Annotated in this window: 21 protein-coding genes; 11 read left to right on the top strand and 10 right to left on the bottom strand. The window is 63.3% G+C overall.

Annotation, left to right across the window (positions count from 1 at the left end; genetic code table 11):
• Positions 1 to 7: 7 nt before the first annotated feature.
• Both AC5RU9_RS10775 and recR read left to right on the top strand, forming a co-directional pair.
• Positions 8 to 3,106 (top strand): DNA polymerase III subunit gamma and tau, encoded by a 3,099-nt coding sequence (locus tag AC5RU9_RS10775; RefSeq protein ID WP_494016431.1) that lies wholly within the window; start codon positions 8 to 10, stop codon positions 3,104 to 3,106.
• A gap of 33 nt (positions 3,107 to 3,139) precedes the next feature.
• Complete coding sequence (recR, locus tag AC5RU9_RS10770; RefSeq protein ID WP_026541824.1) at positions 3,140 to 3,739, top strand: recombination mediator RecR; 600 nt, start codon at positions 3,140 to 3,142, stop codon at positions 3,737 to 3,739.
• Between the two features lie 20 nt (positions 3,740 to 3,759).
• On the opposite strand, the gene AC5RU9_RS10765 is transcribed toward recR, so the two are convergent.
• The 3 genes from AC5RU9_RS10765 to AC5RU9_RS10755 form a co-directional block, all read right to left on the bottom strand.
• Positions 3,760 to 4,200, bottom strand: a complete 441-nt coding sequence (locus AC5RU9_RS10765) for a hypothetical protein (RefSeq protein WP_494016430.1) — start codon at positions 4,198 to 4,200, stop codon at positions 3,760 to 3,762.
• Positions 4,201 to 4,425: 225 nt separating this feature from the next.
• Positions 4,426 to 4,758 carry a PadR family transcriptional regulator gene (locus AC5RU9_RS10760; RefSeq protein WP_494016429.1) on the bottom strand — a complete coding sequence of 111 codons (333 nt, stop codon included), beginning with the start codon at positions 4,756 to 4,758 and terminating at the stop codon, positions 4,426 to 4,428.
• Between the two features lie 50 nt (positions 4,759 to 4,808).
• Positions 4,809 to 5,882 (bottom strand): hypothetical protein, encoded by a 1,074-nt coding sequence (locus AC5RU9_RS10755; RefSeq protein WP_494016428.1) that lies wholly within the window; start codon positions 5,880 to 5,882, stop codon positions 4,809 to 4,811.
• Positions 5,883 to 5,969: 87 nt separating this feature from the next.
• On the opposite strand from AC5RU9_RS10755, the gene AC5RU9_RS10750 reads away from it, so the two are divergent.
• From AC5RU9_RS10750 to AC5RU9_RS10725, 6 genes are all read left to right on the top strand, one after another.
• The gene (locus AC5RU9_RS10750; RefSeq protein WP_494016427.1) at positions 5,970 to 6,488 is read left to right on the top strand and encodes a DUF427 domain-containing protein; all 519 of its coding nucleotides are present in this window, start codon (positions 5,970 to 5,972) and stop codon (positions 6,486 to 6,488) included.
• A gap of 98 nt (positions 6,489 to 6,586) precedes the next feature.
• Positions 6,587 to 8,584, top strand: a complete 1,998-nt coding sequence (locus AC5RU9_RS10745; RefSeq protein ID WP_494016426.1) for an alpha/beta hydrolase — start codon at positions 6,587 to 6,589, stop codon at positions 8,582 to 8,584.
• 23 nt (positions 8,585 to 8,607) lie between these two features.
• Positions 8,608 to 9,204: a hypothetical protein gene (locus AC5RU9_RS10740; RefSeq protein WP_494016425.1), complete on the top strand. Its 597-nt coding sequence runs from the start codon at positions 8,608 to 8,610 to the stop codon at positions 9,202 to 9,204.
• A gap of 25 nt (positions 9,205 to 9,229) precedes the next feature.
• Entirely contained in the window at positions 9,230 to 9,838 is a 609-nt protein-coding gene (locus AC5RU9_RS10735) for a hypothetical protein (protein ID WP_494016424.1), read from the top strand.
• Between the two features lie 38 nt (positions 9,839 to 9,876).
• On the top strand, positions 9,877 to 10,464 hold the full coding sequence (locus AC5RU9_RS10730; protein ID WP_494016423.1) for a hypothetical protein: 588 nt from the start codon (positions 9,877 to 9,879) through the stop codon (positions 10,462 to 10,464).
• A gap of 180 nt (positions 10,465 to 10,644) precedes the next feature.
• Positions 10,645 to 11,991, top strand: coding sequence for an aspartate kinase (locus tag AC5RU9_RS10725; RefSeq protein ID WP_309995904.1), 1,347 nt, complete (start codon positions 10,645 to 10,647; stop codon positions 11,989 to 11,991).
• Between the two features lie 78 nt (positions 11,992 to 12,069).
• Here the strand turns inward: AC5RU9_RS10725 and AC5RU9_RS10720 are convergent, their stop codons facing one another.
• Positions 12,070 to 12,666: a TetR/AcrR family transcriptional regulator gene (locus AC5RU9_RS10720; RefSeq protein ID WP_494016422.1), complete on the bottom strand. Its 597-nt coding sequence runs from the start codon at positions 12,664 to 12,666 to the stop codon at positions 12,070 to 12,072.
• A 111-nt stretch (positions 12,667 to 12,777) separates the two neighbouring features.
• Between AC5RU9_RS10720 and AC5RU9_RS10715 the strand changes: the two genes are divergently transcribed.
• The 3 genes from AC5RU9_RS10715 to AC5RU9_RS10705 all read left to right on the top strand — a co-directional run bounded on the left by AC5RU9_RS10715 (position 12,778) and on the right by AC5RU9_RS10705 (position 16,999).
• The gene (locus tag AC5RU9_RS10715; RefSeq protein WP_494016421.1) at positions 12,778 to 14,049 is read left to right on the top strand and encodes an MFS transporter; all 1,272 of its coding nucleotides are present in this window, start codon (positions 12,778 to 12,780) and stop codon (positions 14,047 to 14,049) included.
• Complete coding sequence (locus tag AC5RU9_RS10710; RefSeq protein WP_494016420.1) at positions 14,050 to 16,545, top strand: beta-glucosidase family protein; 2,496 nt, start codon at positions 14,050 to 14,052, stop codon at positions 16,543 to 16,545.
• A gap of 154 nt (positions 16,546 to 16,699) precedes the next feature.
• Positions 16,700 to 16,999 carry a DUF4193 domain-containing protein gene (locus AC5RU9_RS10705; protein ID WP_211713967.1) on the top strand — a complete coding sequence of 100 codons (300 nt, stop codon included), beginning with the start codon at positions 16,700 to 16,702 and terminating at the stop codon, positions 16,997 to 16,999.
• Between the two features lie 110 nt (positions 17,000 to 17,109).
• On the opposite strand, the gene AC5RU9_RS10700 is transcribed toward AC5RU9_RS10705, so the two are convergent.
• From AC5RU9_RS10700 to AC5RU9_RS10675, 6 genes are all read right to left on the bottom strand, one after another.
• On the bottom strand, positions 17,110 to 17,493 hold the full coding sequence (locus AC5RU9_RS10700; RefSeq protein ID WP_494016419.1) for a LapA family protein: 384 nt from the start codon (positions 17,491 to 17,493) through the stop codon (positions 17,110 to 17,112).
• A gap of 100 nt (positions 17,494 to 17,593) precedes the next feature.
• The gene (locus AC5RU9_RS10695; RefSeq protein ID WP_211714039.1) at positions 17,594 to 17,827 is read right to left on the bottom strand and encodes a hypothetical protein; all 234 of its coding nucleotides are present in this window, start codon (positions 17,825 to 17,827) and stop codon (positions 17,594 to 17,596) included.
• A 111-nt stretch (positions 17,828 to 17,938) separates the two neighbouring features.
• Positions 17,939 to 18,619, bottom strand: a complete 681-nt coding sequence (locus AC5RU9_RS10690; RefSeq protein ID WP_494016418.1) for an SDR family oxidoreductase — start codon at positions 18,617 to 18,619, stop codon at positions 17,939 to 17,941.
• Positions 18,619 to 20,112: an NAD-dependent succinate-semialdehyde dehydrogenase gene (locus AC5RU9_RS10685; RefSeq protein WP_494016417.1), complete on the bottom strand. Its 1,494-nt coding sequence runs from the start codon at positions 20,110 to 20,112 to the stop codon at positions 18,619 to 18,621. The genes AC5RU9_RS10690 and AC5RU9_RS10685 overlap by 1 nt, the downstream gene beginning before the upstream one ends.
• Positions 20,113 to 21,300 carry an iron-containing alcohol dehydrogenase family protein gene (locus AC5RU9_RS10680; protein ID WP_494016416.1) on the bottom strand — a complete coding sequence of 396 codons (1,188 nt, stop codon included), beginning with the start codon at positions 21,298 to 21,300 and terminating at the stop codon, positions 20,113 to 20,115.
• A 5-nt stretch (positions 21,301 to 21,305) separates the two neighbouring features.
• Positions 21,306 to 22,292 (bottom strand): NAD(P)-dependent oxidoreductase, encoded by a 987-nt coding sequence (locus AC5RU9_RS10675; RefSeq protein WP_494016415.1) that lies wholly within the window; start codon positions 22,290 to 22,292, stop codon positions 21,306 to 21,308.
• Positions 22,293 to 22,305 lie beyond the last annotated feature (13 nt).

The raw sequence follows: 22,305 nt of genomic DNA, 5'->3' as shown, positions 1-22,305 counted from the left end.
TTCACTTGTGACTGTTACAACTGCCCTGTATCGACGGTACCGGCCCGACTCTTTCGCGGACGTTATCGGGCAGGAACACGTCACAGAGCCGCTGATGACGGCGCTCCGCAAGAACCGCGTGAACCACGCCTACCTCTTCTCCGGCCCCCGCGGCTGTGGCAAGACCACGTCAGCGCGCATCCTGGCCCGCTGCCTGAACTGTGCAGAAGGACCCACTGACACTCCCTGCGGCAAGTGCCCCAGCTGCATCGAACTGGCGCGCGGCGGATCAGGTTCCCTCGACGTCATCGAGATCGACGCCGCCAGCCACGGTGGTGTGGACGACGCCCGCGATCTCCGCGAACGGGCAACCTTCGCCCCGGTCCGCGACCGCTACAAGATCTTCATCATCGACGAAGCCCACATGGTCACGTCGGCCGGCTTCAACGCCCTCCTGAAGATCGTCGAAGAACCGCCGGAACACATCAAGTTCATCTTCGCCACCACGGAGCCGGACAAGGTCATTGGCACCATCCGTTCGCGGACGCACCACTACCCCTTCCGGCTGGTGCCGCCCGAGCCGCTGATGAAATACCTCGAGCTCCTCTGCCGGCAGGAGAACGTCCCCGTAGCCCCGGGAGTGTTGTCGCTGGTCATCCGCGCGGGTGGCGGTTCAGTCCGTGACACCCTGTCCGTGCTGGACCAACTCATGGCCGGCGCCGGACCCAACGGCCTGGACTACGAGCTCGCCGTCGCGCTGCTCGGCTACACGCACGCTTCCCTGCTGGACGACATCGTGGATGCCATTGCCGCGGCCGACGCCGCCACTGTGTTCCGCGCCGTGGATCGCGTCATCCAGACCGGGCACGATCCCCGGCGTTTCGTCGAAGACCTTTTGGAACGCTTCCGCGACCTGATCATCGTTCAGGCGATGCCCGAAAGTGCGCAGGCAATTCTTCGCGGAATGCCCGCAGACCAGATCGCCCGCATGCGCAACCAGGCAACCAACCTTGGCGCAGCGGAACTCTCCCGCGCGGCGGACGTCACCAACACCGCACTGACGGAAATGACCGGCGCTACTTCGCCACGGCTTCACCTTGAACTCCTGTGCGCGCGCATCCTCCTGCCCAGCGCCGAGCAGACCGAGCGGGGCATCGCTGCCCGCATCGACCGCGTGGAACGTCGTCTCAACTATGCGGGCGACGCCGGAACGCCAGCTGTTGCTGGCGGCCCACCGGCCGCCGTGGCGTCGTCGGAGGTGGGTGCACCGTCCGCGCCTGCAGTCGTTGCTGCTCCGGAGCCGACCCGGCAGGAACCGACCCCGGCTCCAGTCGCGCCGGCCCCAGTCGCGCCGGCGGTCTCCCAGCCATCGGCTCCTGCTCCTGAGCCGGCCATCGCGGGCACCAACCGCGACGCCATCACGGCACCACGCGTGTCCACCAACGATTGGCCTGTGGAGGAGCGGTCGGCTGCCGGCCGCACACCGCAGGCTGTCGCACCTCAACCAACGCCAGAGGCTCAGCCCGCGGCCCCGGTCGCGCAACAAGCGCCTGCGCCGCAGTCCGCTGCTCCTGCGCAGGCTGCGCCGGCTCCCGCTCCGCCACAATCTGCACCGGCTCCCTCAGGGGGTGGGGAAGTAGAGGCCCTTCGCCGCGCCTGGCCTGACGTTCTCCAAACGTTGACAAAGATCAAGCGCAGTACCTGGGCGCTCGTCGAGCCCAACGCCCAAGTGGCCCAGTTCGACGGCCAACTGCTCACTTTGGCGTTCACGACCGGCGGGTTGGCCGGTGCCTTCGGGCGTGCGGACCACTCCGAAAACCTTCGCCAAGCAATCCACAAGACCCTGGGCATTGATTGCCAGATCGTCGCGGTGGCCGGCGGCAACAGCTCAGCGAGCTCTGAGCCAAACCCAAAAGCGCCTACTAGTCGGGAGACCCCGGCGTCGGCAGGCGGTGCAGCAGTAAGTGTTGCGCCGGTGCCCGATGCAACGGCACCAGCGGGAGCCTCTCCATCCGCCGCGATGTCAGCGGTCGACTCTGCGTGGGGTCTCGCGCCAGCCGCCGCTCCCGCGTCGGAGGCATCGCCAGGTGCCCCGTCGCCAGAACCCGTACGCCCCCCTGCGAGCCCAGCTACGCCGGAGCCTGCTTCGAGCCCCCGGGGGCTGGCTGATACCCCGGTGAAAACCGAAGCTACGGCGCAGGTTGCATCCGGGTCGCCAGCCGAAGCCGCTCCGCAACCCTCAACGCAGGGAGCCACTCAAGCCTCCTCCACCTCGGCCGGCGACTACTCCTACCCGGACGACGATTGGGGCCCACCCCTCGACGAGGATGCCCCTCCACTGGATGAGGAGCCCCCAGCGGACTGGGAGCCGCCGTCCGGATATGGCCGTCCTGGCACAGGTACAGGCACAGCACCGTCCCCGGTTGCAGCACCAACTTCGGCTGGAGAACCGTCCCCGGCCAAGCCTTCACCGGCCACGGCACCCAGTACTCCGGCGGCGCCCTCCGGCACCTCCGACGACCCTTGGTCCAGGGCGGTCGAGCAGGCGCCGGGAACTTGGGTAGTAGGCACGGAGTCGAACGTGGGCAGGCAGCCGCAGGCCACGGAGGAGACCGCTGCCGTTGCAGTGGACACCCCGGACTACGAGCCCGCCGCGGCCCAGGTTCCTGAAGCTGCAGCCGGAACGTATGGCCACCCAACCGGACCGGACGCTGCCGCAGGCTCGAGCTGGGACGTCGCTCCGGCGTCGAACTGGCCCTCAACGCAAGCCGCGGCGACGCAGGCGACCGGCAGCGCACCCCCAACGTGGCCGTCCCTGGCCGCGCAGCCGGTTGAAGCGCATGGTTCCGTTGCCACGCTCGAGGAGGGCCCGGCGTCGGGCAGTCCCAATGGTCGTCAGAGCCTGTATCAGCGCCTGACCAACAGCCCTGAAGCACAGGCTGGTCGCGTCCAGGCGCCCGCCAGGACGCAGGCAACCCCCACGGTGAGTGCGGAGGACATCCCCAGCCCGGAGGACGAAACCATCGAGGAATCGAGGGTCTTTGGGCGGGCTGCGGTGGAGCGTATTCTGGGCGGAAAGCTGATCGAAGAGCGCGCCTTGGACGGTTCTCCCCTGCACAACCGCTGATTGCAGCATTGATTTCAACCAAATGAGGACATTGTGTACGAAGGTGCAGTTCAGGAGCTGATTGACGAGCTCGGCCGGCTTCCCGGTGTGGGCCCCAAATCAGCGCAGCGCCTGGCGTTCCACATCCTGGAGGCTGATCCAGAGGACATGAAGCGTCTGGTTACGGCCATCACCACGGTCAAGGAACGGGTGAAGTTCTGCTCGGTCTGCTTCAACGTGACCGAGCAGGAGACCTGCAATATTTGCCGCGATCCGCGCAGGGACCCGTCGGTCATCTGCGTGGTTGAGGAGTCCAAAGACGTCCTGGCGGTTGAGCGGACCCGGTCCTTCCGTGGCCGGTACCACGTGCTGGGTGGCGCCATCAATCCGATCGCGGGCATCGGTCCGGAGCAGTTGCGGATCCGCGAGCTCCTGACCCGATTGAATGATGGCGCCATCCAGGAAATCATCATCGCCACGGACCCCAATCTTGAGGGTGAAGCCACGGCTACCTACCTGGCGCGCATGTTGAAGTCGATTGGGATCGCGGTGACGCGGCTGGCTTCCGGGCTTCCCGTGGGTGGCGACCTCGAGTATGCCGACGAAGTCACGCTGGGCCGGGCCTTCGAGGGAAGGCGCAACGCGCTGTTGTAGCTTCGGTGGCCCGCCAGTAGTCAGCCGACGAAAGTGGTGCCGTCTTCGCGGGTATAGATAACCCGGCCCTTCTCGTCCACGGGGAAGTCTTCGATCACCTTGTCCGTGGCAGTGTCAATAATGACGATGGAGCTGGCTGGCCACGTTGGGTCCGGCACCACCACGTAGGTGGCATCTGCGGCTGTGAGCACTTGTCCGGCTGCGTTCTTCGCCATGTTGGAGTAGTCAACGATCTTGCCGGTTTTCGTGTTGACCGCAACGGTCTCTGCCGGGCCCGCCGGAGTGCCGTCCAAATGCGTTGAATTCCACCACCCTTCGTAGCCCCCGATGGGCCGATCCGCCACCGGCCCCTTGAACTGGGAAACGCCATCTTGAACGGTGGTTGCGTTCGTTTGGATTCCGACGGCGACAACTGCCGCCATCGCAACGGCCGTGCCCACTGCACCCAGTACCAGTTTCATGTTTTCCCCCTTGATAATGCGTGACATGATCATGCCGCCACGACGTTTTAACTCGTGAAGCCTGGACGTCACCGACGAACTCGCGGCCCCAAAAAGCACCGCAGAAGTGGAAATGCCCATTCCCCGGTCCGTCAAGGAGATCGGCCCTCCATTGCTCTTCCCGTACAGACCGGAGGTGCGCCGGCGTCAGCGCCAGGCAGGCGGTCAGGATCGCCGCGCTCAGCCTCACGTGGCCCTCCAGGTACCCTCGCTGAAAGCCGGGGTCGGACGTGCCGCCGATACCGCTTTGGACCTTTGGGCCCTGACGAACTCCTGCGCCAGCGGACGTGCCTCTGCAACGAGGCGGTAATAGCGTCGCCGAGGTCCCTTTCGGTCTTCCGCCGTTTCCCATTCCCCCTGGACCCAGCCAGCGCCTTCCAGCCGCTCCAAAATTGGATAGACCGTGCCGGGCTTTTTGCCGGTGTCTTTGACTATCTGAAGCCCCCACACGCTTTCGGCGGAGAGCAAGGCCTCCAGAACAAGCGCCGTGGCCGGCGTGACCCGCCCCAAACTTTCCATGGCTCTAATCTAGCTATATAGATTTAGAAGTCAAGGAGAAACCTGGGCAGTCAGGAGACACCGGCTCTCCGCGCCGCCCGCCACCGCCCCGAAATGGTGAGTAGCGCAGCAAATGCGGCCTGCACTGCAAAGCCGACGAAAGCCACGGGCACCTGCAGCGCGAGCCCGTCACTTGATTCTCCGTCAAGGCAAGGGACGTCGCGGGATGGACCATCGGCGGCGTACTGGAGGCCGGCCAACATCCATCCGACGGTGTGGTCAGGGGGCACAAACTGGGCCCCAATACTCCCCAGGAGCAGCGCAGGGTTCGATGCCGCAAGCCATGCCACGCGTTCCGTATGCACCACCTCCACCTCGTGCAGGCTGCCAACACACTCGTATGCAGTGATCCTCCCCGCGTCGTCCCTCTCCACGTTCACGGGCACTGACGCGCCGCCCATCTCACTGGTTCCGGCAAGCAGCAACACAGTGAGCAGACCATTCCCGAAGCAAAGGAACACCGTCACCACCCCAGCCAGGACGCCCGCCGGAACCGTTGAGGCAAAGCACGCCCGCGCACCTCCGCCCATCAGCCCGAATAGTCCCACCTCCAGGACAATCACGACGGCGGCCGCGCCAGCCAGCGCTGGCGGCCCACCCGTGTTGAGACCCACGATCAGCAGAACCATACATGACGATGCAGCGAATACGACTCCGCTGATGGTCGCCGCGAGGAAGCTGACCAGAATGCTGGCCTGGGCATGCCGGAAGCCCCAAAGGGCACCCAGCATCGCGGCCGCCAACGCCAGGAATCCAGCCATGAACACGTATGTGGCACTGGAGACGTCCGAGTCGAACCCGCCGAGCGATTGCACCCACGCAACCATTGCAGCGGCAACGCCACCAGCAGAGGCGATGGCGCAACAGCAGCCCAGCCAAAACCACCAGGAGGACAACGAAATCCGGGCATCCCGCCAAGCCAATTTCAGGGCAGTTTTGACGACGGCCGCAGGCGGTGGTTCCGAACCACGTCTGGATGAAGTCACCCGCGGCTGATCGTCAACCAATCCACCGCCGATGACCTCGTACTCCGGCTCGTTTGCACCGGCACCCCGATTGCCCGAATAGTCAGGAACGTCGACCAAGGCGCCACGCAATCCTCATGACGTGGATGGTACGCCTGGGCGTCATGCATCAACAGAGATTCCCGGAAGAAGGTGGGACCATAGTTCATGGCCCAACTCCCCCGTTTCCCCAAACGTCCGCAGCCCGTCACCCCGCTGAGCTGGCAGGAGTCGGTGTGGGATTATCCAAGGCCTCCGGTGGTGCAGCACCGCTCGGAAAGGATTGTGGTCCGGCTTGGCGGCCGGATCATTGCGGACACCGTGGATTCGGTCAGGGTCCTCGAAACCAGCCACCCTCCCGTCTACTACCTGCCCTTCGAGGCGTTCCCTGCCGGAGTATTGATCCCGGTGGAAGGCGGAACTTTCTGCGAATTCAAGGGGATGGCGGATTACTTCGACGTCGTGGCAAACGGTGTGGTCGCATCCCGCGGCGGGTGGACCTACCCGGAACCCACGCAGGGTTTCGAGGCTCTCAGAACACGGGTTGCCCTGTACCCGGGCCATATGGAGTCATGCGAAATTGACGGCGAATCAGTAACGGCGCAATCAGGCGGCTTCTACGGGGGTTGGATCACTCGGCGCATTGTGGGGCCTTTCAAGGGTGAACCCGGCTCCGCAGGCTGGTGAGATCCCGAACACTGCCACCCCCCGCGAACGCGTCAATGGAGGCCACTTGAACTGTTATGCTATTCGATGGATAAACCATTCGTTCGGGGGATTCGGTTATGGGGATTGCTTTGGATGACGGCGCGGCCGATGCTCTAATCAGTGCTGCCGATTCCGCGGATGAGGCTCTACGCTCCGAGGGAGGGTTCCTGTCGGGAGCCATTGATCGTGTCATGGAGGATTTCAAAGGGGGCTACGCCCGCTTGTTCCTCCAGGCCTGTGCCGTCAGGGCTGATGACCGTGTCCGCCTTGCCAGTGTTCTCGCCGCGTTGGCGGAGGACGTCCAGGAAGCGAAACTACGGGCCGCGCGGGAGAAGTCGCGGCTGAAGAACCTCGCCGACTGGCAGCAACGCGCCGACATCCGTGAACAGAACTTCCAATCTTTCCTGAACCCGTTGGGTGATCCAATGCCCGCGGAGTGGCCGTTGCCCGCACCGACGGTTTCAGCAGTATTCTCCCCAAGGGAGCGGGCAAGGTTCGCCGGTGGATCAGAAGCCGGAACAAGCGCGGCGGACCCGGGAAAGCTGCGCGACTTCGTGTCCCAATCCCGAACCTTCACAAACATCCTCAGCAGTGAACTCGGACGTGTCCGCCACGCCTGGGGTAGTTTCACCGCTGCTTGTTCCTGGGTGAACAGCGGCAGCGTCACCTTCGTGTCCGGTTTCGAGCAGCTGCTCAGTGAGAACACTGCTGATGCTGGGTGGGTCGAACACATCGCCGCAGCATTTGAAGCAGCTGGCAGCGGCTCCATGGCTGACACCATCCTCAACAGCGTTCTCATTCAGTACGCCCCGCCACGCCAAGTGAGTTTGACCGACATCGGGGCCCTTAACGCCGAACAACTAAAGGCGTGGCTGGCCACCCCAACCAACAAGGAACGGCTTCAGGGGCTGCTCGAGAAACCAGGGCTGGACCCTGTGATGATTGCCAAGTGGTGGGCCGGACTCGGCCAGACGGTCGCCAGCGGGAAAATCGAACCCGGCGAGGCCCAGCTTTTTCTGATCCAGACCCTTCCCGGGGTCATCGGGAACCTGAACGGTGTCACCGCCACTGCCCGGGACAAGGCCAATCGCATACGCCTCGCCACCGAGGACGAGCGCATCAAAGACGAACTCACCAAAACGCCTCAATTCCTGCCCGCCAGCCAAGGCCTGTCCGTGACCAACCCTGCTTGGACACGGCTGCAAACCCAGCAAAAGGCCCTCAGTGGCATTAGTCAGGCCATTAGGAACGCGGGCGGAACCAGTGCTTTCCTGCTCGGCTTCGATCTCAGCGACGGCTCACCCAAGGCCCAGGTCTCTGCGGGTAACCCCGACACAGCTGACAACGTGACCTACGCTGTGTCCGGTATGAACATCACCCCGCAGAGCGGCTTCAACGACTGGGCAGCGAACGCCAAAAACCTGAAACGTCAGCAACAACTGCTATCTGGGGGCAAGTCCTTCGCTGTCGTGGCGTGGATCAATTACGAACCGCCCACTGTGCCGACTGTGAACAGCGGCGATGCCGCTCGTGCCGGCGCCGACCGATTCATCGCAGACCTTCAAGGGTTCAACGCCATCCGTGAGAGCTTGGGCAACAGGACCCCGGAGACACTGAACGTGCTGGCTCATTCCTACGGCACCACCGTGACCTCCGACGCCCTTGCCGCCGCGGAATTGAACGTCGCTTCCTTCACGATGCTCGGCTCCGCCGGCATCGAAAAGGAGATCCGAAACGCCGGTGAACTCCACGTGCGTCCCGGGCAGGTCTACGCCAGCCACGCCAGTGGTGATGGGCTGGCCCAAATGGGCCGCTTCCTGCGCCAGGATCCGCGCATTGAATCCTTCGGCGCGAAAGTGTTTTCCTCGGAATCGGCCACAATTGACGGGACCCAATACCACGGCACCACCGAACACAACACCCTGGTACACAGAAAAGACGGCGACGGATACGGCTACCTGGACAAAGGAACCACCGCCGTGTACGAAGCGGCCCTCACAACTACAGGCCACGGAAACCAAATCCTGCCAGCGGCGCGGCCCATGCCGGCTCCACATGGATTTGCTGGCCGGTGAACAACACAGGAAGAGTAAACCGCATGCCTCATGAACCCAAAGGCCGTCTAAAGGCCTGCAGTATTCTTGCCGCCATGTTCTTTGCTGCTGTTTCGCTGAGCGCCTGCACACCCACCACCACGGAGAAACCGATGCCGGGCCCAAACAACCCCAGCGACCCTGCCACCGTCAAAGCCCAGGTCGAAGAACTCAAACAAGCCCTCGCCGATGTCCACGCCTTCAAAACCGAAACCCAAAAGGCCATCGGACCCCAAAAATGGGCCGACACGGACATGCCTGTCAACAGTTCCTGCACCACGACCGACGGGCAAGACGGCGTGAACTACAGCATCCTGACCCAAACCCCCGACCCCGTCGACCTAGAAGCCTCAGTCAACGTCGTCAAAACTTTCTGGGAATCCAGGGGCTTCACCACCCGCACCGAGACCAACCCCAAAGACCCGGGCCTCATCCGCCTCTACGCCGATCAAAACGGCGGACGACTCATGTCCTATTTCGCAAATGTCAAAGGCTCCGGCCTGGAAATGGACAGCGCCTGCATCGCAGGAGACCTCGGCTCGATTTACGAAGAGCTGGACAGGCAGGAAGCAATCGCCAGTCCACCACCCACCACCAAGTAAGTACATCGCCGAGAAGGTGAAGCTCATGTCCTGTGAACCCCCGGCCCGTCCCAAGACCCGCTATATCCTTACCGGCTTGCTATGCATGCTCTTTGCGCTGAGCGCCTGCACCCTCACCCCCACGGAGAACCCCATGACCGGAACAAGCAATCCTAGTGATCCCGCAAGCGTCAAAGCCCAGGTCCAAGAACTCAAACAAGCCCTCGCAGACCTCCACGCTTTCAAAACCGAAACCCAGAAAGTTATCGGGCCTCAAAAATGGGCCGACACGGACAAACCTGCCAACAGTTCCTGCAGCACACCCGACGGGCAAGACGGCGTGAACTACAGCATCCTGAGCCAAACCCCCGACCCAGTCGACCTTGAAGCCTCCGTCAACGTCGTCAAAACGTTCTGGGAATCCAAAGGCTTCACCACCCGCACCGAAACCAACCCCAAAGACCAGGGACTCATCCGCCTCTACGCCGATCAGAACGGCGGACAACTCATGTCCTACTACGCAAACATCAAAGGCTCCGGCCTGGAAATGGACAGCGCCTGCATCGCAGGAGACCAAACCGCGATCTACAAAGAGCTCTATCCCGAAAACTTCGGCCTCCCGTCCAATCCCAGCCCCTCCACTACTGACAAATAGACCCTCAGGTAGAAGACGTTGCAGAAAAGCTGAAGCTCATGCCCTTTGAACCCAAGGCCCCGGTAAGGGTAAGCCGCATACTCGCCGGACTGTTCTTCGCGGCCATGGCGCTGAGCGGCTGCACACCCGCCACCAGGGATTACCCCATGACCGGAACAAGCAATCCTAGTGATCCCGCGACCGTCAAGGCCCAGGTCGAAGAACTCAAACAAGCCCTCGCGGATCTCCACGCCTTCAAAACCGAAACCCAACAAGTCATCGGAACCCAAAAATGGGTCGACGAGGGCCTCCGAAACGGCCCCTGCAGCACACCCGGCGGGGAAGACGGCGTGAACTACATCGTCCTGAGCCAAACCCCCGACCCCGTCGACCTTGAAGCCTCGGTCAGCGCCGTCAAAACGTTCTGGGAATCCAAAGGCTTCACCACCCGCACCGAAACCAACCCCAAAGACCCCGGCCTCATCCGCCTCTACGCCGATCAGAACGGCGGACAACTCATGTCCTACTACGCAAACATCAAAGGCTCCGGCCTGGAAATGGACACCGTCTGCATCGCAGGAGACCAAACCGCGATCTATAAAGAGTTGTATCCCGAAAACTTCGGGGCCTCTCCCACCGCCAAGTAGAACCGCGACTCGATGCCCACAGGGATGCAGCACTTCCCACCGCCAGCGGCCGCCATGTGGTCACAATTCCTGCCAGCACTGTTCCCGGCGATAAACTGGGCAAATAAGCTACGCAGGCGTGCTCGAATTGGAAATTAGCGCGCCGCGTTCGAACCCTATTGATGCAGTGAGGGTGCGCGCATGACTATGCCCACTACCGAAGTGAAGATCGAAGAGCTCTCCAACGAGGCTGCCATTACCAAGCAGCTGATCGTTCAGAAGTTCGGCGGTTCCTCGGTTGCCGATGCTGATGGCATCAAACGGGTCGCACAGCGCGTCGTGGATGCGCAGAAGGCCGGCAACGAGGTTGTGGTTGTTGTCTCCGCGATGGGCGACACCACCGATGAACTCCTGGACCTCGCGAGCCAGGTCACGGACTCCGCTCCGGCCCGTGAGATGGACATGTTGCTGTCCGCCGGCGAACGTATTTCCATGGCCCTCCTTGCCATGGCTATCAACAAGTTCGGTGCTTCGGCGCAGTCCTTCACGGGCTCTCAGGCCGGCATGATTACGGACGGCATTCACGGCAAGGCGCGAATTATCGACGTCGACCCCCACCGCATTCGCACTGCGCTGGACAAGGGCCACATCGCCATCGTCGCGGGCTTCCAGGGCATGAGCCGGGCAACCCATGAGATCACCACGTTGGGTCGGGGCGGCTCGGACACCACTGCCGTTGCCCTGGCGGCGGCCCTCGAAGCCGACGTCTGCGAAATCTACACGGATGTGGACGGCATTTACACTGCCGACCCCCGCGTAGTGACCAGCGCCCAGAAGATCGACCGTATTTCCAGTGAAGAAATGTTGGAGTTGGCTGCTTCCGGCGCCAAGATCCTCCACCTCCGTTGCGTGGAGTATGCACGTCGTTTCGGTGTGCCGCTGCACGTCCGTTCGTCATTCAGCCAGAACGAGGGCACCTGGGTCATCCCGGGCGCCGAAGAAAAGTTCACGATTCAAGAGGGAGTTGCCTTGGAGCAGCCAATCATCTCCGGCGTTGCACACGACCGGTCCGAAGCCAAGGTCACCGTTGTGGGCGTCCCGGACATCCCCGGCAAGGCTGCTGCGATCTTCCAGGTGATCGCCGACGCGCACTCGAACATCGACATGATCGTCCAGAACGTCTCGACGCACGGCACCGGCCGCACGGACATCTCCTTCACCCTCCCCATCGTTGAGGGCGCCGACGCACTGGCCGCCTTGCGCGCTGCTGAGGGCCAGATCGGCTTCGAAAGCATCGAATACAACGAGCACGTCGGCAAGCTTTCGCTGATCGGCGCGGGCATGCGTTCGCACCCCGGTGTCTCGGCCACGTTCTTCAAGGCCCTCTCCGACGCCGGCATCAACATCGACATGATTTCCACCTCGGAGATCCGCATCTCCGTCGTGACCAGCGCTGATGCGCTGGATGACGCCGTCCGCGCCATCCACAACGCTTTCGAGCTCGACGGCGACGCCGAGGCTACCGTTTACGGCGGCACCGGCCGCTAAGGAAACGCTTCGGGCCAGGGGCCCAAGAGAGCAACAGATAACGCCGTTCTGGTCCTTCAGAACGGCGTTATCTGTTCCTCAGTCAGATGCTTGCGGGGGCAGCAGCAGCACATCGATGAGCTGCCGCAGTCCTTCGGCCATGTCGACGTCCTTGTCGTAGAGCCACTGCAGTTGGAGTCCATCGAAAGCGGCAACTGTCAGCCGGGCCAGCATGACGGGGTCGACGTCGGTGCGGACTTCTCCGGCAGCCTGGCGCCGCTGAACGTCGGCGGCAATGTCTCGCACCACTGTCTCGTAGCGCTCTTTGAAGTAGCCGTGCGAGTCGTGTTCCGGGTGGTTGGCGGTGGCTGAGGCAACTGCATAGAGCGTCGTCAGCCCCGGCTCCCGGCGGTTGCGCTCTGCAATGGTGGCCATGAGGCCCAAACCAACGTCTTCCTGTCCGCTGCCGGCCAAGGACCGGCGGTCGCGTTCGGCCAGGACGGCCGTGAGGAGTTCCTGTTTCCCCTTGAAGTAGTGGAACAGGGTGGCTTCCTTCACTCCCACCAGCTCGGCCACGCGCTTGAGTGCCGTACCTTCAAAGCCTTCCGTCGCGAAGACGTCTGTTGCTGTCTGGATGATCTGTTCGCGGCGTTCCGCTCCCTTGGCGTACTGGCCGCGGGCCCTCGAAGTAGGCATTGCGTCAGTCTATTTCACCGTCATTTCCATGAAAACCTAGTCATACTAGATTTTTATCGCTACAGTCTTCTCCAGAGACCCAACGGTGGGTCGCCGTTTACAGGAGGCAATGTGGCCCTCGATATCACCCAGCAGGCTCCGGCCGCCAGTACCGATTCCATCCCCGGAGCACCCCGAGCAGCTTCGCGCGCCTACGTCATCGGCATGCCGATCGCGAGCGCCGGCCTCTGGATGGCCGTCCTCGCCCCAGCCCTGGTGGTCCTCGCCATCAAGGTTTCAGAAATCACCACACCGGATACCAGGGCCGGCGCCCTCAGCCTTGTGGCAGGAGTCGGAGCGGCCGTGGCCCTCCTGGCGAACCCGTTCTTCGGGCGCCTCAGTGATCGAACAACTTCCCGCTTCGGCATGCGAAAGCCTTGGATCGTCGGCGGTTCCCTGGTTGGCCTGGCAGCACTGTTCCTGCTGGGTTCGGCCGCAGAAGTGGGCACCGTCCTGGTTGCCTGGGTTGTAGCACAGCTGGGCTTTAACGCCGCGCTGGCAGCCCTCGTAGCCACACTTCCCGACCAGGCTGGCCCCGCCGAGCGCGGGCGCCTCTCCGGGCTCATCGGCATGACACTTCCCATCGGCCTCGTGGCCGCAGCCTTCTTTGCCCAGATGTTCGACAACGCCCTGCAGATGGCCGTCGTCCCGGGAATCGTGGGCACGGCCGTGGCAATCGCTTTCGCCTTCACGTTCAAGGACCGCGTCCTGACGGAGAAGCCGGCTCCGCTGAACTTCAAGGAGATCCTCGGCTCGTTCTACTTCAACCCCAAAACTTACCCCGGACTGGGCTGGGCTTGGCTGACCAAGTTCATGGTCTACGTTGGTTACTGCGCGGGCCTGCTGTACCTGCCGTACTTCTTCACGGACCACCTGCACATCGCGGAAAGCCAGGTCACCAGCCTGGTGTTCCAAGCAACGCTGGTGAGCTCAGCAGGCACGGTCATCACCAGCCTCGCCGGCGGCTGGATCAGCGACCGCATCGGCAAGCGGAAGGCCATGGTGATCATGTCCGCGCTGATCATGATGGCTGGCCTCATTGTTATCGCCTCCAGCACCGGCGCCGGCCAGGTATTGGTTGGGCAGGGCATTCTCGGTTTGGGCTTGGGTGTCTTCAGCGCGGTTGACGTGGCCCTCATCACGGACCTGTTGCCCAAGGACCAATCCGAGAACGCCAAGACGTTCGGTGTCTTCAACATCGCCCAGGCCCTCCCACAGTCCTTGGTCCCCGCCGTCGCATTTCCTGTCATCGCGCTGGGTGGCTATCCCGCCCTGTTCCTCGGTGGTGCCGTGGTTGGCATCATCGGAGCACTTCTCGTCACCCGCATCAAAGGAGTCAAGTAAATGAACCCCACCCTGTCGGCGGCCGTCACCGCCCCCGCAGCAGGAAGCCCGGACGCGGAAGCCAAGATCCGGGAAATCGCCCGGAACCTGTCCCTGGAGCAGCAGGTACAACTGCTCACAGGTGCTGACGTCTGGTCCACGCACGCCATCCCGGAAATCGGCTTGTCCCGCGTCGTGATGTCCGACGGCCCTGCCGGCGTCCGCGGCGAGGACTTCGATGAACGCCATGACTCCGTCTCCCTCCCGTCGTCGTCCGCCTTGTCTGCAACGTGGAGCGTCGAAACCGCCCGCCGCTACGGCCAGGTCCTGGGCCAGGAAGCCCGACGCAAGGGTGTGCACGCCGTCCTCGGCCCCACCATCAACCTGCACCGTTCCCCGCTGGGCGGCCGCCACTTCGAGTGCATGAGCGAGGACCCCCGGCTCACCGCAACCATGGCCGCAGGGTACGTCGCTGGCGTCCAGTCCATGGGTGTTGGTGCGACGCCCAAGCACTACCTGGCAAATGAGGCCGAAACCGAGCGCTTCACCGCGGACTCCGTGGTGGACGAGCGACCCCTGCGCGAGCTCTACCTCGCCGCCTTCGAAGACGCTATCACCGAGGCCCGCGCCTGGTTGGTGATGAGCTCCTACAACTCCATCAACGGCACCACTGCCAGCGAGAACAAGCTGCTGGAAACGCCGTTGTCCTCCGAGTGGGGCTTCGACGGCGTCGTGGTCTCCGATTGGACCGGCGTGCGCTCCATTGACGCCGCCAACGCCCACCAGGACCTGGAGATGCCGGGCCCGGTAGGCCATTGGGGACCCAAGCTGCTGGCCGCCGTCAATGATGGACGGGTCAGCCGGGAAGCCATCCTGGAGAAGGTGACCCGCATCCTGCGCCTGGCAGCCCGCGTGGGCTCTCTGGAAGGGTTCACGCCAGCGGTCACTGAGCTTCCCGCGCAACTGGACGGTGCCGCCGTCGCGCGTGAAGTCGCCGTTCGCGGCGCGGTACTGGTCCGCAACAAGGGCCTGCTGCCCCTGGACGCCAAGTCGCTCAGCAGCGTGGCCGTGATTGGCCACAACGCCGACGAAGCCCGCACCCAGGGCGGCGGCAGCGCCACGGTGATGCCCAAGTACACCGTGTCGCCGTTGGCGGGGCTGCGGAAGGCACTGCCCGACGACGTGAAGGTCACCTACGCGCGCGGCGCCAAGGTAGCGGAGGGCATCCAGGCATTCCCCCGCACATCCCTGCAGAACCCTGTGTCCGGCGTACCCGGCATCCGGGTGACCTTCCTCGCGGAGGACGGCACGGAGATTTCCGGTGAAGACCGCCTTGCCTCGCACCTGATCTGGTTTGGCGTCGGAATTCCCGACGGCGCTGCCTCCATTCGCATGGAAGCGGACTGGACCGCCGAAACAGCGGGCATCCACCACCTTGGTGTCGGGACCGTTGGCCGGATCCGCTTCGTCCTGGACGGCACCGAGGTCTTCAACGGCGAACTTGAGGACGATACCGAAGTCCTTGGCGCGGCGCTCTTCGATCCCCCCAAGACCGTCCACGCCATAGAAACCAGCCCCGGCCAGAGTGTCCGGATCGAGGCCGAATACCAGCTGCCCGGGGAACAGGTCATTCCGTTCACGGCGATCCTGCTGGGTGAAGAAACGGTGGTCGCCGAACCGCGGGCCGAAATCGACGCGGCCGTGGCCGCTGCCCGGGCTTCCGACGTCGCCGTGGTTGTGGTGGGCACCAACGCCGCCATCGAATCGGAGGGCTTCGACCGTAAGGACCTTGACCTCCCCGGCTACCAGAACCTGCTGGTGGAGGCTGTCGCGGCGGCCAATCCCCGGACGGTCGTGGTGGTCAACTCCGGCTCGCCTGTACTGATGCCCTGGCTCGACACGGTTGACGCGGTCCTGCTGGGCTGGTTCGGCGGCCAGGAGTTCGGCAATGCCATCGCGGACATTCTTTTGGGCCTCGAAGAGCCAGGCGGACGCCTGCCCACCACTTGGCCGGCCGCGCTGGAGGATGTCCCTGTCCTCAACACCACGCCCGTGGACGGCAAGGTTGCCTACTCCGAAGGAATCCACATCGGATACCGTGCGTGGTTGAAGCAGGAAGCCGAGGGCGGCGCGGCTCCTGCCCTGCCGTTCGGTTATGGACTGGGCTACACCACGTTCGAACTCGGCGCAGCCCACGCCCCGCAGGCAGTGCAGGCAGGGAACGACGTGGTGGTCCACGTGCCGGTCAAGAACACCGGTACCCGTACCGGCCGGGAAGTGGTGCAGGTTTACCTGGACCGCGCCGAATCCGCCGTCGAACGTCCTGTCCGCTGGCTGGCCGGCTACGCCGGAACGCACCTCGCCGCGAACGGAACCGAGAGCGTGGAAATACGCATCCCCGCCAAAGCGTTTGCACATTACGACGGCGGATGGCAGTTTGAGCGGGGTATGTTCCGTATCCTGGTTGGTCGCCACGCCATGGACGACTTCCAGTCGATGGAGATCGAACTCCGGTAATGCGGTGTTGAAAAGCGCTGGGTGACGGCTTTTTTGGGCCGTCACCCACGTGGTTTTCGCCACAAGCTGTAGAACTGGGGTATGGTATGGAATTTTCGTGGCATGCTGTACGTTGCATACCCGGTAACCCCCTAACACGAAGAGGCATTAAAAAGTGGCAGCCGATTACGACGAACTCCGTACCGATGTAAAAGAGAACCAGGAGCAGTCCCTCCAGGCTCTCCAATCCGCCAGCGCTCCCACGGCCAAGAGTGTCGTGCTTGAACTGGACGAAACCGATGGCCTCGATGCCAACGGCCCCGGCGGCGAAATCGTCGCTGAAGAACTGGTTATCCAGGTCATCCCGCAGGCAAGCGATGAGTTCACATGCAACTCTTGTTTCCTGGTCCGCCACCGTTCGCAGATTGCCCGCGAAAAAGATGGCGTCGCCTACTGCACTGACTGCGAAGGCTAAGACGACCCACCACCCCGGCGGACTGAACGTCGTCAGGGAGTGCCGCCGTCGGGATTAAATTGCGGAAGGACCGGAGCGATTGCTCCGGTCCTTCCGCACTTAAGGCCAGGCTACTGTGGCGTTCCTGGCCCGGTCATGGCTTTCTGGCGCCGGTGGTTGCTTAGCCTGAGCTGGAGGATCCTGGCTCCCCCGGCCAAGGCAACAAGGACGCCCCCACCGACCGCTGCGATGAACAACGTGGTGCCCAGTGCCAGGGTCCCTTCCAGCCCGAAGAACCGGACGGTGATCATGTCCTGGTTCTGGACAAAGAAGACAATCAACATCACAAGGACCACCAGTCCAACTGCCACCGCCACCCAAAGGGCAGCGGTGCGCGTCGGACGGCTCCGCCCTGCCGCCGGTGGCTGAACCACCCGCTGCCCAGGGGGCGCGGTGACTCGCTCCCCCGGCTCAGAACCGGCGGGAGTTCTTGCTGCATCATCCTGGAAACTCATGGTTGGACCCCTACCCGTCGCCTGATGTCGTTCGTAAACATCATAAGCATGCTTACTTATTTGAGGACAGGGGCGTAACTAAAGTGGGGCGAACCAGTGCCTACTTCATTGAGTAGTCGGTGCTGGTTGGACCTGGATCGTTGTTGCGTACAGCGTAGTGATGCCCCTGAGAGTCGGTCTCGACATCGAAGTTCTTCAGGTCTTCCTCCGAAGCAGTCTCGAAGTCATCGTGCCTGTGCACCACGGGACTGTCCGTATCGCCGTGCGTCGCGGGTCCAAAGACGTATTGCAGCCGCTCTGTGACGTGTTGGAAGCCTTCCAATCTGCGTCCCATCATCTCCACCCCCTTTCCACAGGAGAGAGAAGCGCGGCAGGGCTGACGCGGTGCCGTTCAGTGAGGCAATTTTACGCCTGCGTCCGGGAAAAGGCTCTGGCCTGCCGTGCGCTAGAACGCCTGCCCGGTGGCGCGGACCATGACCTCTGAAACGTCGACGCCGGGTGGCTGGGTCAGTGCCCACAGCATGGTCTCGGCCACCGACTCGGGCGCGATCGCCGCGTCCGGCGCTTCCTTCCACAGTGGGGTGTCCACATGGCCCGGCGCGATATGCAGCACCCGCACACCGGTGCCCACGAGTTGCTGCCGGAGAGACTCCGCATAGCCGGTGACAGCCCATTTCGTAGCGGTGTACAGATTCCCTGGATAGACCTTCCGGCCCGCGGTGCTGCCGATTAATACCATGTGGCCCCGGTTCGCGATGAGTTCCGGGAGCGCTGCCTTGGCCAGAATGGCGGGCCCATAAACGTTGGTGAGAACCATGTCCCGCCAGCGATCAGGGTCACCGTCCCTGAGATCACCGGGCGCCGAGAATCCCGCGTTGGCCACCGCGACGTCGACCCCGCCCAGGAACGCGCAGGCCGCTGAAACGGCGTCGCGGGTCTGCTCCCAGTCCCCGGCATCTGCAACGACGCCGCCCATTTGACCCAAGTCCGAACAGGAAGCCAGGAACGCAGCGAGCTTCTGAGGATCCCGGCCGGTAGTGAACACCGAATGACCGGCCAGGAGGGACTCACGCACCAGGGCGGCACCAATTCCGCTGGTGCCGCCCGTGACGAGTACCCGAAGCATCAGGACGGATCCGCGATACCGATGTAACGGGTTTCCAGGAACTCCTCGATGCCTTCAATGCCGCCTTCACGGCCCAGGCCGGATTGCTTGACACCGCCAAACGGCGCCGCCGGATTGGAAACGATACCCGTGTTGAGGCCGAACATTCCGACGTCAACTTTCTCGGACAAGCGGATTCCGCGGTTGAGGTCCCGGGTGTAGGCGTAGGCCACCAAGCCGTACTCTGTGTCGTTGGCCAGCGCTATGGCTTCGTCCTCCGTTGTGAAGCTGACTATCGGTGCCACCGGGCCGAAGACCTCTTCGTGCAGGATGCGGGCGGAGGCAGCCACATTGGTCAGGACCGTGGGCGGGTAGAAGTACCCTGGGCCGTCAGCGGAGGCACCGCCCGTCAAGACAGTTGCGCCGGCCCCAACAGCGTCCGCTACGAGTTCATCAACCTTGGCGCGGCTCTTGGCGTCAATCAGCGGACCTATGTTGGTTCCTTCGGCGGACCCCCGTCCAACCACCAAGGAAGACATCCGTTCAGCCAACCGCTCGCTGAATTCAGAAGCCAGGGATTCATGGACGATGAACCGGTTAGCGGCTGTGCAGGCCTCGCCCATGTTCCGAAGCTTGGCCACCATGGCACCGTCAATGGCCGCATCCAGGTCCGCGTCCTCAAAGACCAGGAATGGCGCATTGCCGCCCAACTCCATGGAGGTCCGCAGAACTTGGTGCGCGGAGTCTGCGATGAGCTGCTGCCCTACACCGGTTGATCCGGTGAAGGAGAGCTTTCGCAGGCGGTTGTCCCGGATCAGCGGACCCGTGACGTCGCCGGGGCGGGTGGTGGGAATGACATTCAGCACGCCCGCAGGAAGGCCCGCTTCCGCCAGGACCTGCGTGAACAACAAGGCGGTCAGCGGGGTGAGGTTGGCTGGCTTAAGAACCATCGTGCAGCCGGCGGCAATGGCTGGGGCAATCTTTCGGGTAGCCATGGCCAGGGGGAAGTTCCACGGCGTGATGAACAGGCAGGGACCCACGGGCCGCTTGGTCACAAGCAGGCGGGACTTACCGTCCGGGGCCGTCGAGTAGCGGCCCGAAATACGGACGGCTTCCTCGGAAAACCACCGCAGGAACTCCGCACCGTAGGCAACTTCCCCGCGGGACTCGGCCAGCGGCTTGCCCATCTCCAGTGTCATGACCGAGGCGAAATCCTCGGCGCGGGCGGTGACCAGCTCAAACGCACGGCGAAGGATTTCGCCACGCTCGCGGGGCGGCGTTGCTGCCCACGAATCCTGAACCCGGGCAGCAGCTGCAAGGGCCCGTTCTCCGTCGGTCGGGGACGCGTCAGCGATCCTGGTAAGCACTGCGCCAGTGGAGGGGTCCTCCACAGCCGATGTCCCGCCGTCGGACGCGTCTGTCCACTGGCCGTCGAGGTAAAGCTGAGTGGGCAGGCCAGCCACGAAGTCCTGCTCTGCGGCCGTCAGGGTATCGGATTCGAAAGAGGTTTCCACTTAGAGCGCTTTCTCGAGGATCGTGCGGATTTCGACGGCGGTGGGCGGCACCGGGGTGTTGTTGATGACCGAATCGGCCAGGGTGTCCTCAACCAGGGAATCGAGGTCGGCCTCGGTGACACCGAAACCGGTCAGTCGGGCCGTCATGCCCACTTCCCGCGCCAAGGTGGCGACGGCATCGACCGCGGCATCAGCGTTCTGCTCGACGGTCGCCGCGGTGTCGCCGACACCCAGGGCGAAGGCAAGCCGAGCCGTCCGATCCAGCCGGTTGCGGAGGTTGAGGCGCAGGACGTCCTCGATCACCAAACACAACGCCAGGCCGTGCGGAATGTTGAACCGGCCGCCCAGTGGGTGCGCGATGGCGTGGACCAGGCCCAAGCCGGTGTGGGAGAAGCCAACGCCTGCAATGTGGGACGCAAGGAGAAGCTGGGAGCGTGCCTCGATGTCGCTGCCATCCGCCACGGCGCGGGGAAGGAACTCAGCAACCATGGAGACTACTTGAAGGGCAATGCCGTCCGAGTACGGGTTCTGCCGGATGGATGAGTAGGACTCGATAGCGTGTGTCAGCGCGTCCATTCCGGTGGCCGCGGTGGCCTTCGGCGGGAGTCCGAGGGTTAGTTCAGGATCCAGCACGGCGGCCTTTGGCAGAGCGGACTTATGGCCAACATAGAACTTCCGGTGCGCGTCCACGTCCGTGACCACGCCGAAAGCGTTGACTTCGGCCCCGGTGCCCGCGGTAGTGGGTACCGCAACAATGGGCAGTGCCGGGTTCTCGAAGTGGTTGCTGTAGTCCAGCCCCGCTCCCCTGGCCGGGTTCACGGCGCCCAAGGAAATACCCTTGGCGGCATCCATGGACGATCCCCCGCCCACCGGAACAAGGACATCGACTCCGGAGGCCTGGGCCTGGTCCGAACCCGCATCGACGCACGTGGTGGTGGGGTTCGGGGTGACCCCGTCGAACACGGTAACAGTAAGCCCGGCAGCTTCCAAGGAAGCCCGCACGGCCGCGACCACATCAGTGGTGGCAAGGAAAGGGTCAGTGACGATCAGGGCGGATGTGGCACCAAGGCCGGCAACAATCCCGCCTATTTCCTCTACACGACCCCGCCCAAAGTAAGCGGTGGGCTTCGGATCGAGCGTCAGTTCCGTCGAGGCCAGCTCGGCGTGGACCTGCATACGTGTCTGCATGGTGATCAAGCTCCTTCTGCTGCGATGCCAGCGGCGCGTGCGGGCGTCCGCAGTTGCACGCCAATCGCGTCTTCGTAAAGTTTCACGGGGGTCATCTCGCCGGCTTTGTCGCCGTAGAGCGCTTTGGCCCTGCGGTAGAGCTGCTCCACCAGACCGGACAGTTCCATGGGAACACCGACTGAGCGGGCAAGGTCCACGGACAATCCAAGGTCCTTGCAGGCCAACGCAATAGCGAACCCTTCGTCGTAATCGCCGTGGTTGAGGATGGACAGGACATCGTTCTGCACGAAGTTGGAGTTTGCCGGGCTGGCAATAAGCGCCTGCCGCAGGGTTTCCAGATCGACTCCAGCCTTCACTCCGGTGCTCAGGACTTCCGCAGTGGCTACGAGGTGCGAGAACCACAGCTGGTTGATCATGAGCTTCACGGCGTATCCTGCACCGTGGCCGCCCACGTGCAGGATCCGCTCAGGGTCGCCCATCGCCTCGAACACGGGCCGAAGACGTTCGACGTCGATCGCCTCACCACCTATGAAGATCTGCAGCATGCCGTTCGCGGCACCCACGGACATGCCACTGACGGGCGCATCCAGGACGCGGATACCCCGTGTGGTACCCGCTTCACGAACCCTGTTTGCCACCTCCGGAACCGAGGTGGACATGTCCACCCAGGTGCCGCCGTCGGGCAGTCCGGCAAGGATGCCGCCGGGCCCCATGGCCACCGTCTCAACGTGCTTGGGCGTAGGGAGCATGGTGATGACGACGTCGGAGCTGGCCGCGACGCCCGCGGCATCGTCTGCCCACTCTGCGCCGTTGGCGAGGAGCCCAGCGGCGGATTTTTGACGGACATCGTTGACGATCAACTGGAATCCTGCGGCTTGGAGATTGCGGGTCATGCCCGAGCCCATGTTGCCGAGCCCGATAAAGCCGATTCGGGAGGTACCAGGCGTGAGGGGTTTTGTTTCCGTGGCGGAAACGTGCGTTGTTGCAGTCATTGGGAGTCTCAAT

The organism is Arthrobacter sp. B0316-5-4 (assembly GCF_059090325.1).
This window is presented reverse-complemented; position numbering and strand designations above follow the sequence as displayed.

Excerpts from the sequence above, each read along its gene's own strand:
- AC5RU9_RS10700 (WP_494016419.1), bottom strand. The coding sequence starts at position 17,493 with ATGAGTTTCCAGGATGATGCAGCAAGAACTCCCGCCGGTTCTGAGCCG.
- AC5RU9_RS10765 (WP_494016430.1), bottom strand. The coding sequence starts at position 4,200 with ATGAAACTGGTACTGGGTGCAGTGGGCACGGCCGTTGCGATGGCGGCA.
- AC5RU9_RS10710 (WP_494016420.1), top strand. The coding sequence starts at position 14,050 with ATGAACCCCACCCTGTCGGCGGCCGTCACCGCCCCCGCAGCAGGAAGC.
- AC5RU9_RS10730 (WP_494016423.1), top strand. The coding sequence starts at position 9,877 with ATGCCCTTTGAACCCAAGGCCCCGGTAAGGGTAAGCCGCATACTCGCC.
- AC5RU9_RS10680 (WP_494016416.1), bottom strand. The coding sequence starts at position 21,300 with ATGCAGACACGTATGCAGGTCCACGCCGAGCTGGCCTCGACGGAACTG.
- AC5RU9_RS10695 (WP_211714039.1), bottom strand. The coding sequence starts at position 17,827 with ATGGGACGCAGATTGGAAGGCTTCCAACACGTCACAGAGCGGCTGCAA.
- AC5RU9_RS10735 (WP_494016424.1), top strand. The coding sequence starts at position 9,230 with ATGTCCTGTGAACCCCCGGCCCGTCCCAAGACCCGCTATATCCTTACC.
- AC5RU9_RS10760 (WP_494016429.1), bottom strand. The coding sequence starts at position 4,758 with ATGGAAAGTTTGGGGCGGGTCACGCCGGCCACGGCGCTTGTTCTGGAG.
- AC5RU9_RS10720 (WP_494016422.1), bottom strand. The coding sequence starts at position 12,666 with ATGCCTACTTCGAGGGCCCGCGGCCAGTACGCCAAGGGAGCGGAACGC.
- AC5RU9_RS10675 (WP_494016415.1), bottom strand. The coding sequence starts at position 22,292 with ATGACTGCAACAACGCACGTTTCCGCCACGGAAACAAAACCCCTCACG.
- AC5RU9_RS10725 (WP_309995904.1), top strand. The coding sequence starts at position 10,645 with ATGACTATGCCCACTACCGAAGTGAAGATCGAAGAGCTCTCCAACGAG.
- AC5RU9_RS10750 (WP_494016427.1), top strand. The coding sequence starts at position 5,970 with ATGGCCCAACTCCCCCGTTTCCCCAAACGTCCGCAGCCCGTCACCCCG.
- AC5RU9_RS10740 (WP_494016425.1), top strand. The coding sequence starts at position 8,608 with ATGCCTCATGAACCCAAAGGCCGTCTAAAGGCCTGCAGTATTCTTGCC.
- AC5RU9_RS10690 (WP_494016418.1), bottom strand. The coding sequence starts at position 18,619 with ATGCTTCGGGTACTCGTCACGGGCGGCACCAGCGGAATTGGTGCCGCC.
- AC5RU9_RS10745 (WP_494016426.1), top strand. The coding sequence starts at position 6,587 with ATGGGGATTGCTTTGGATGACGGCGCGGCCGATGCTCTAATCAGTGCT.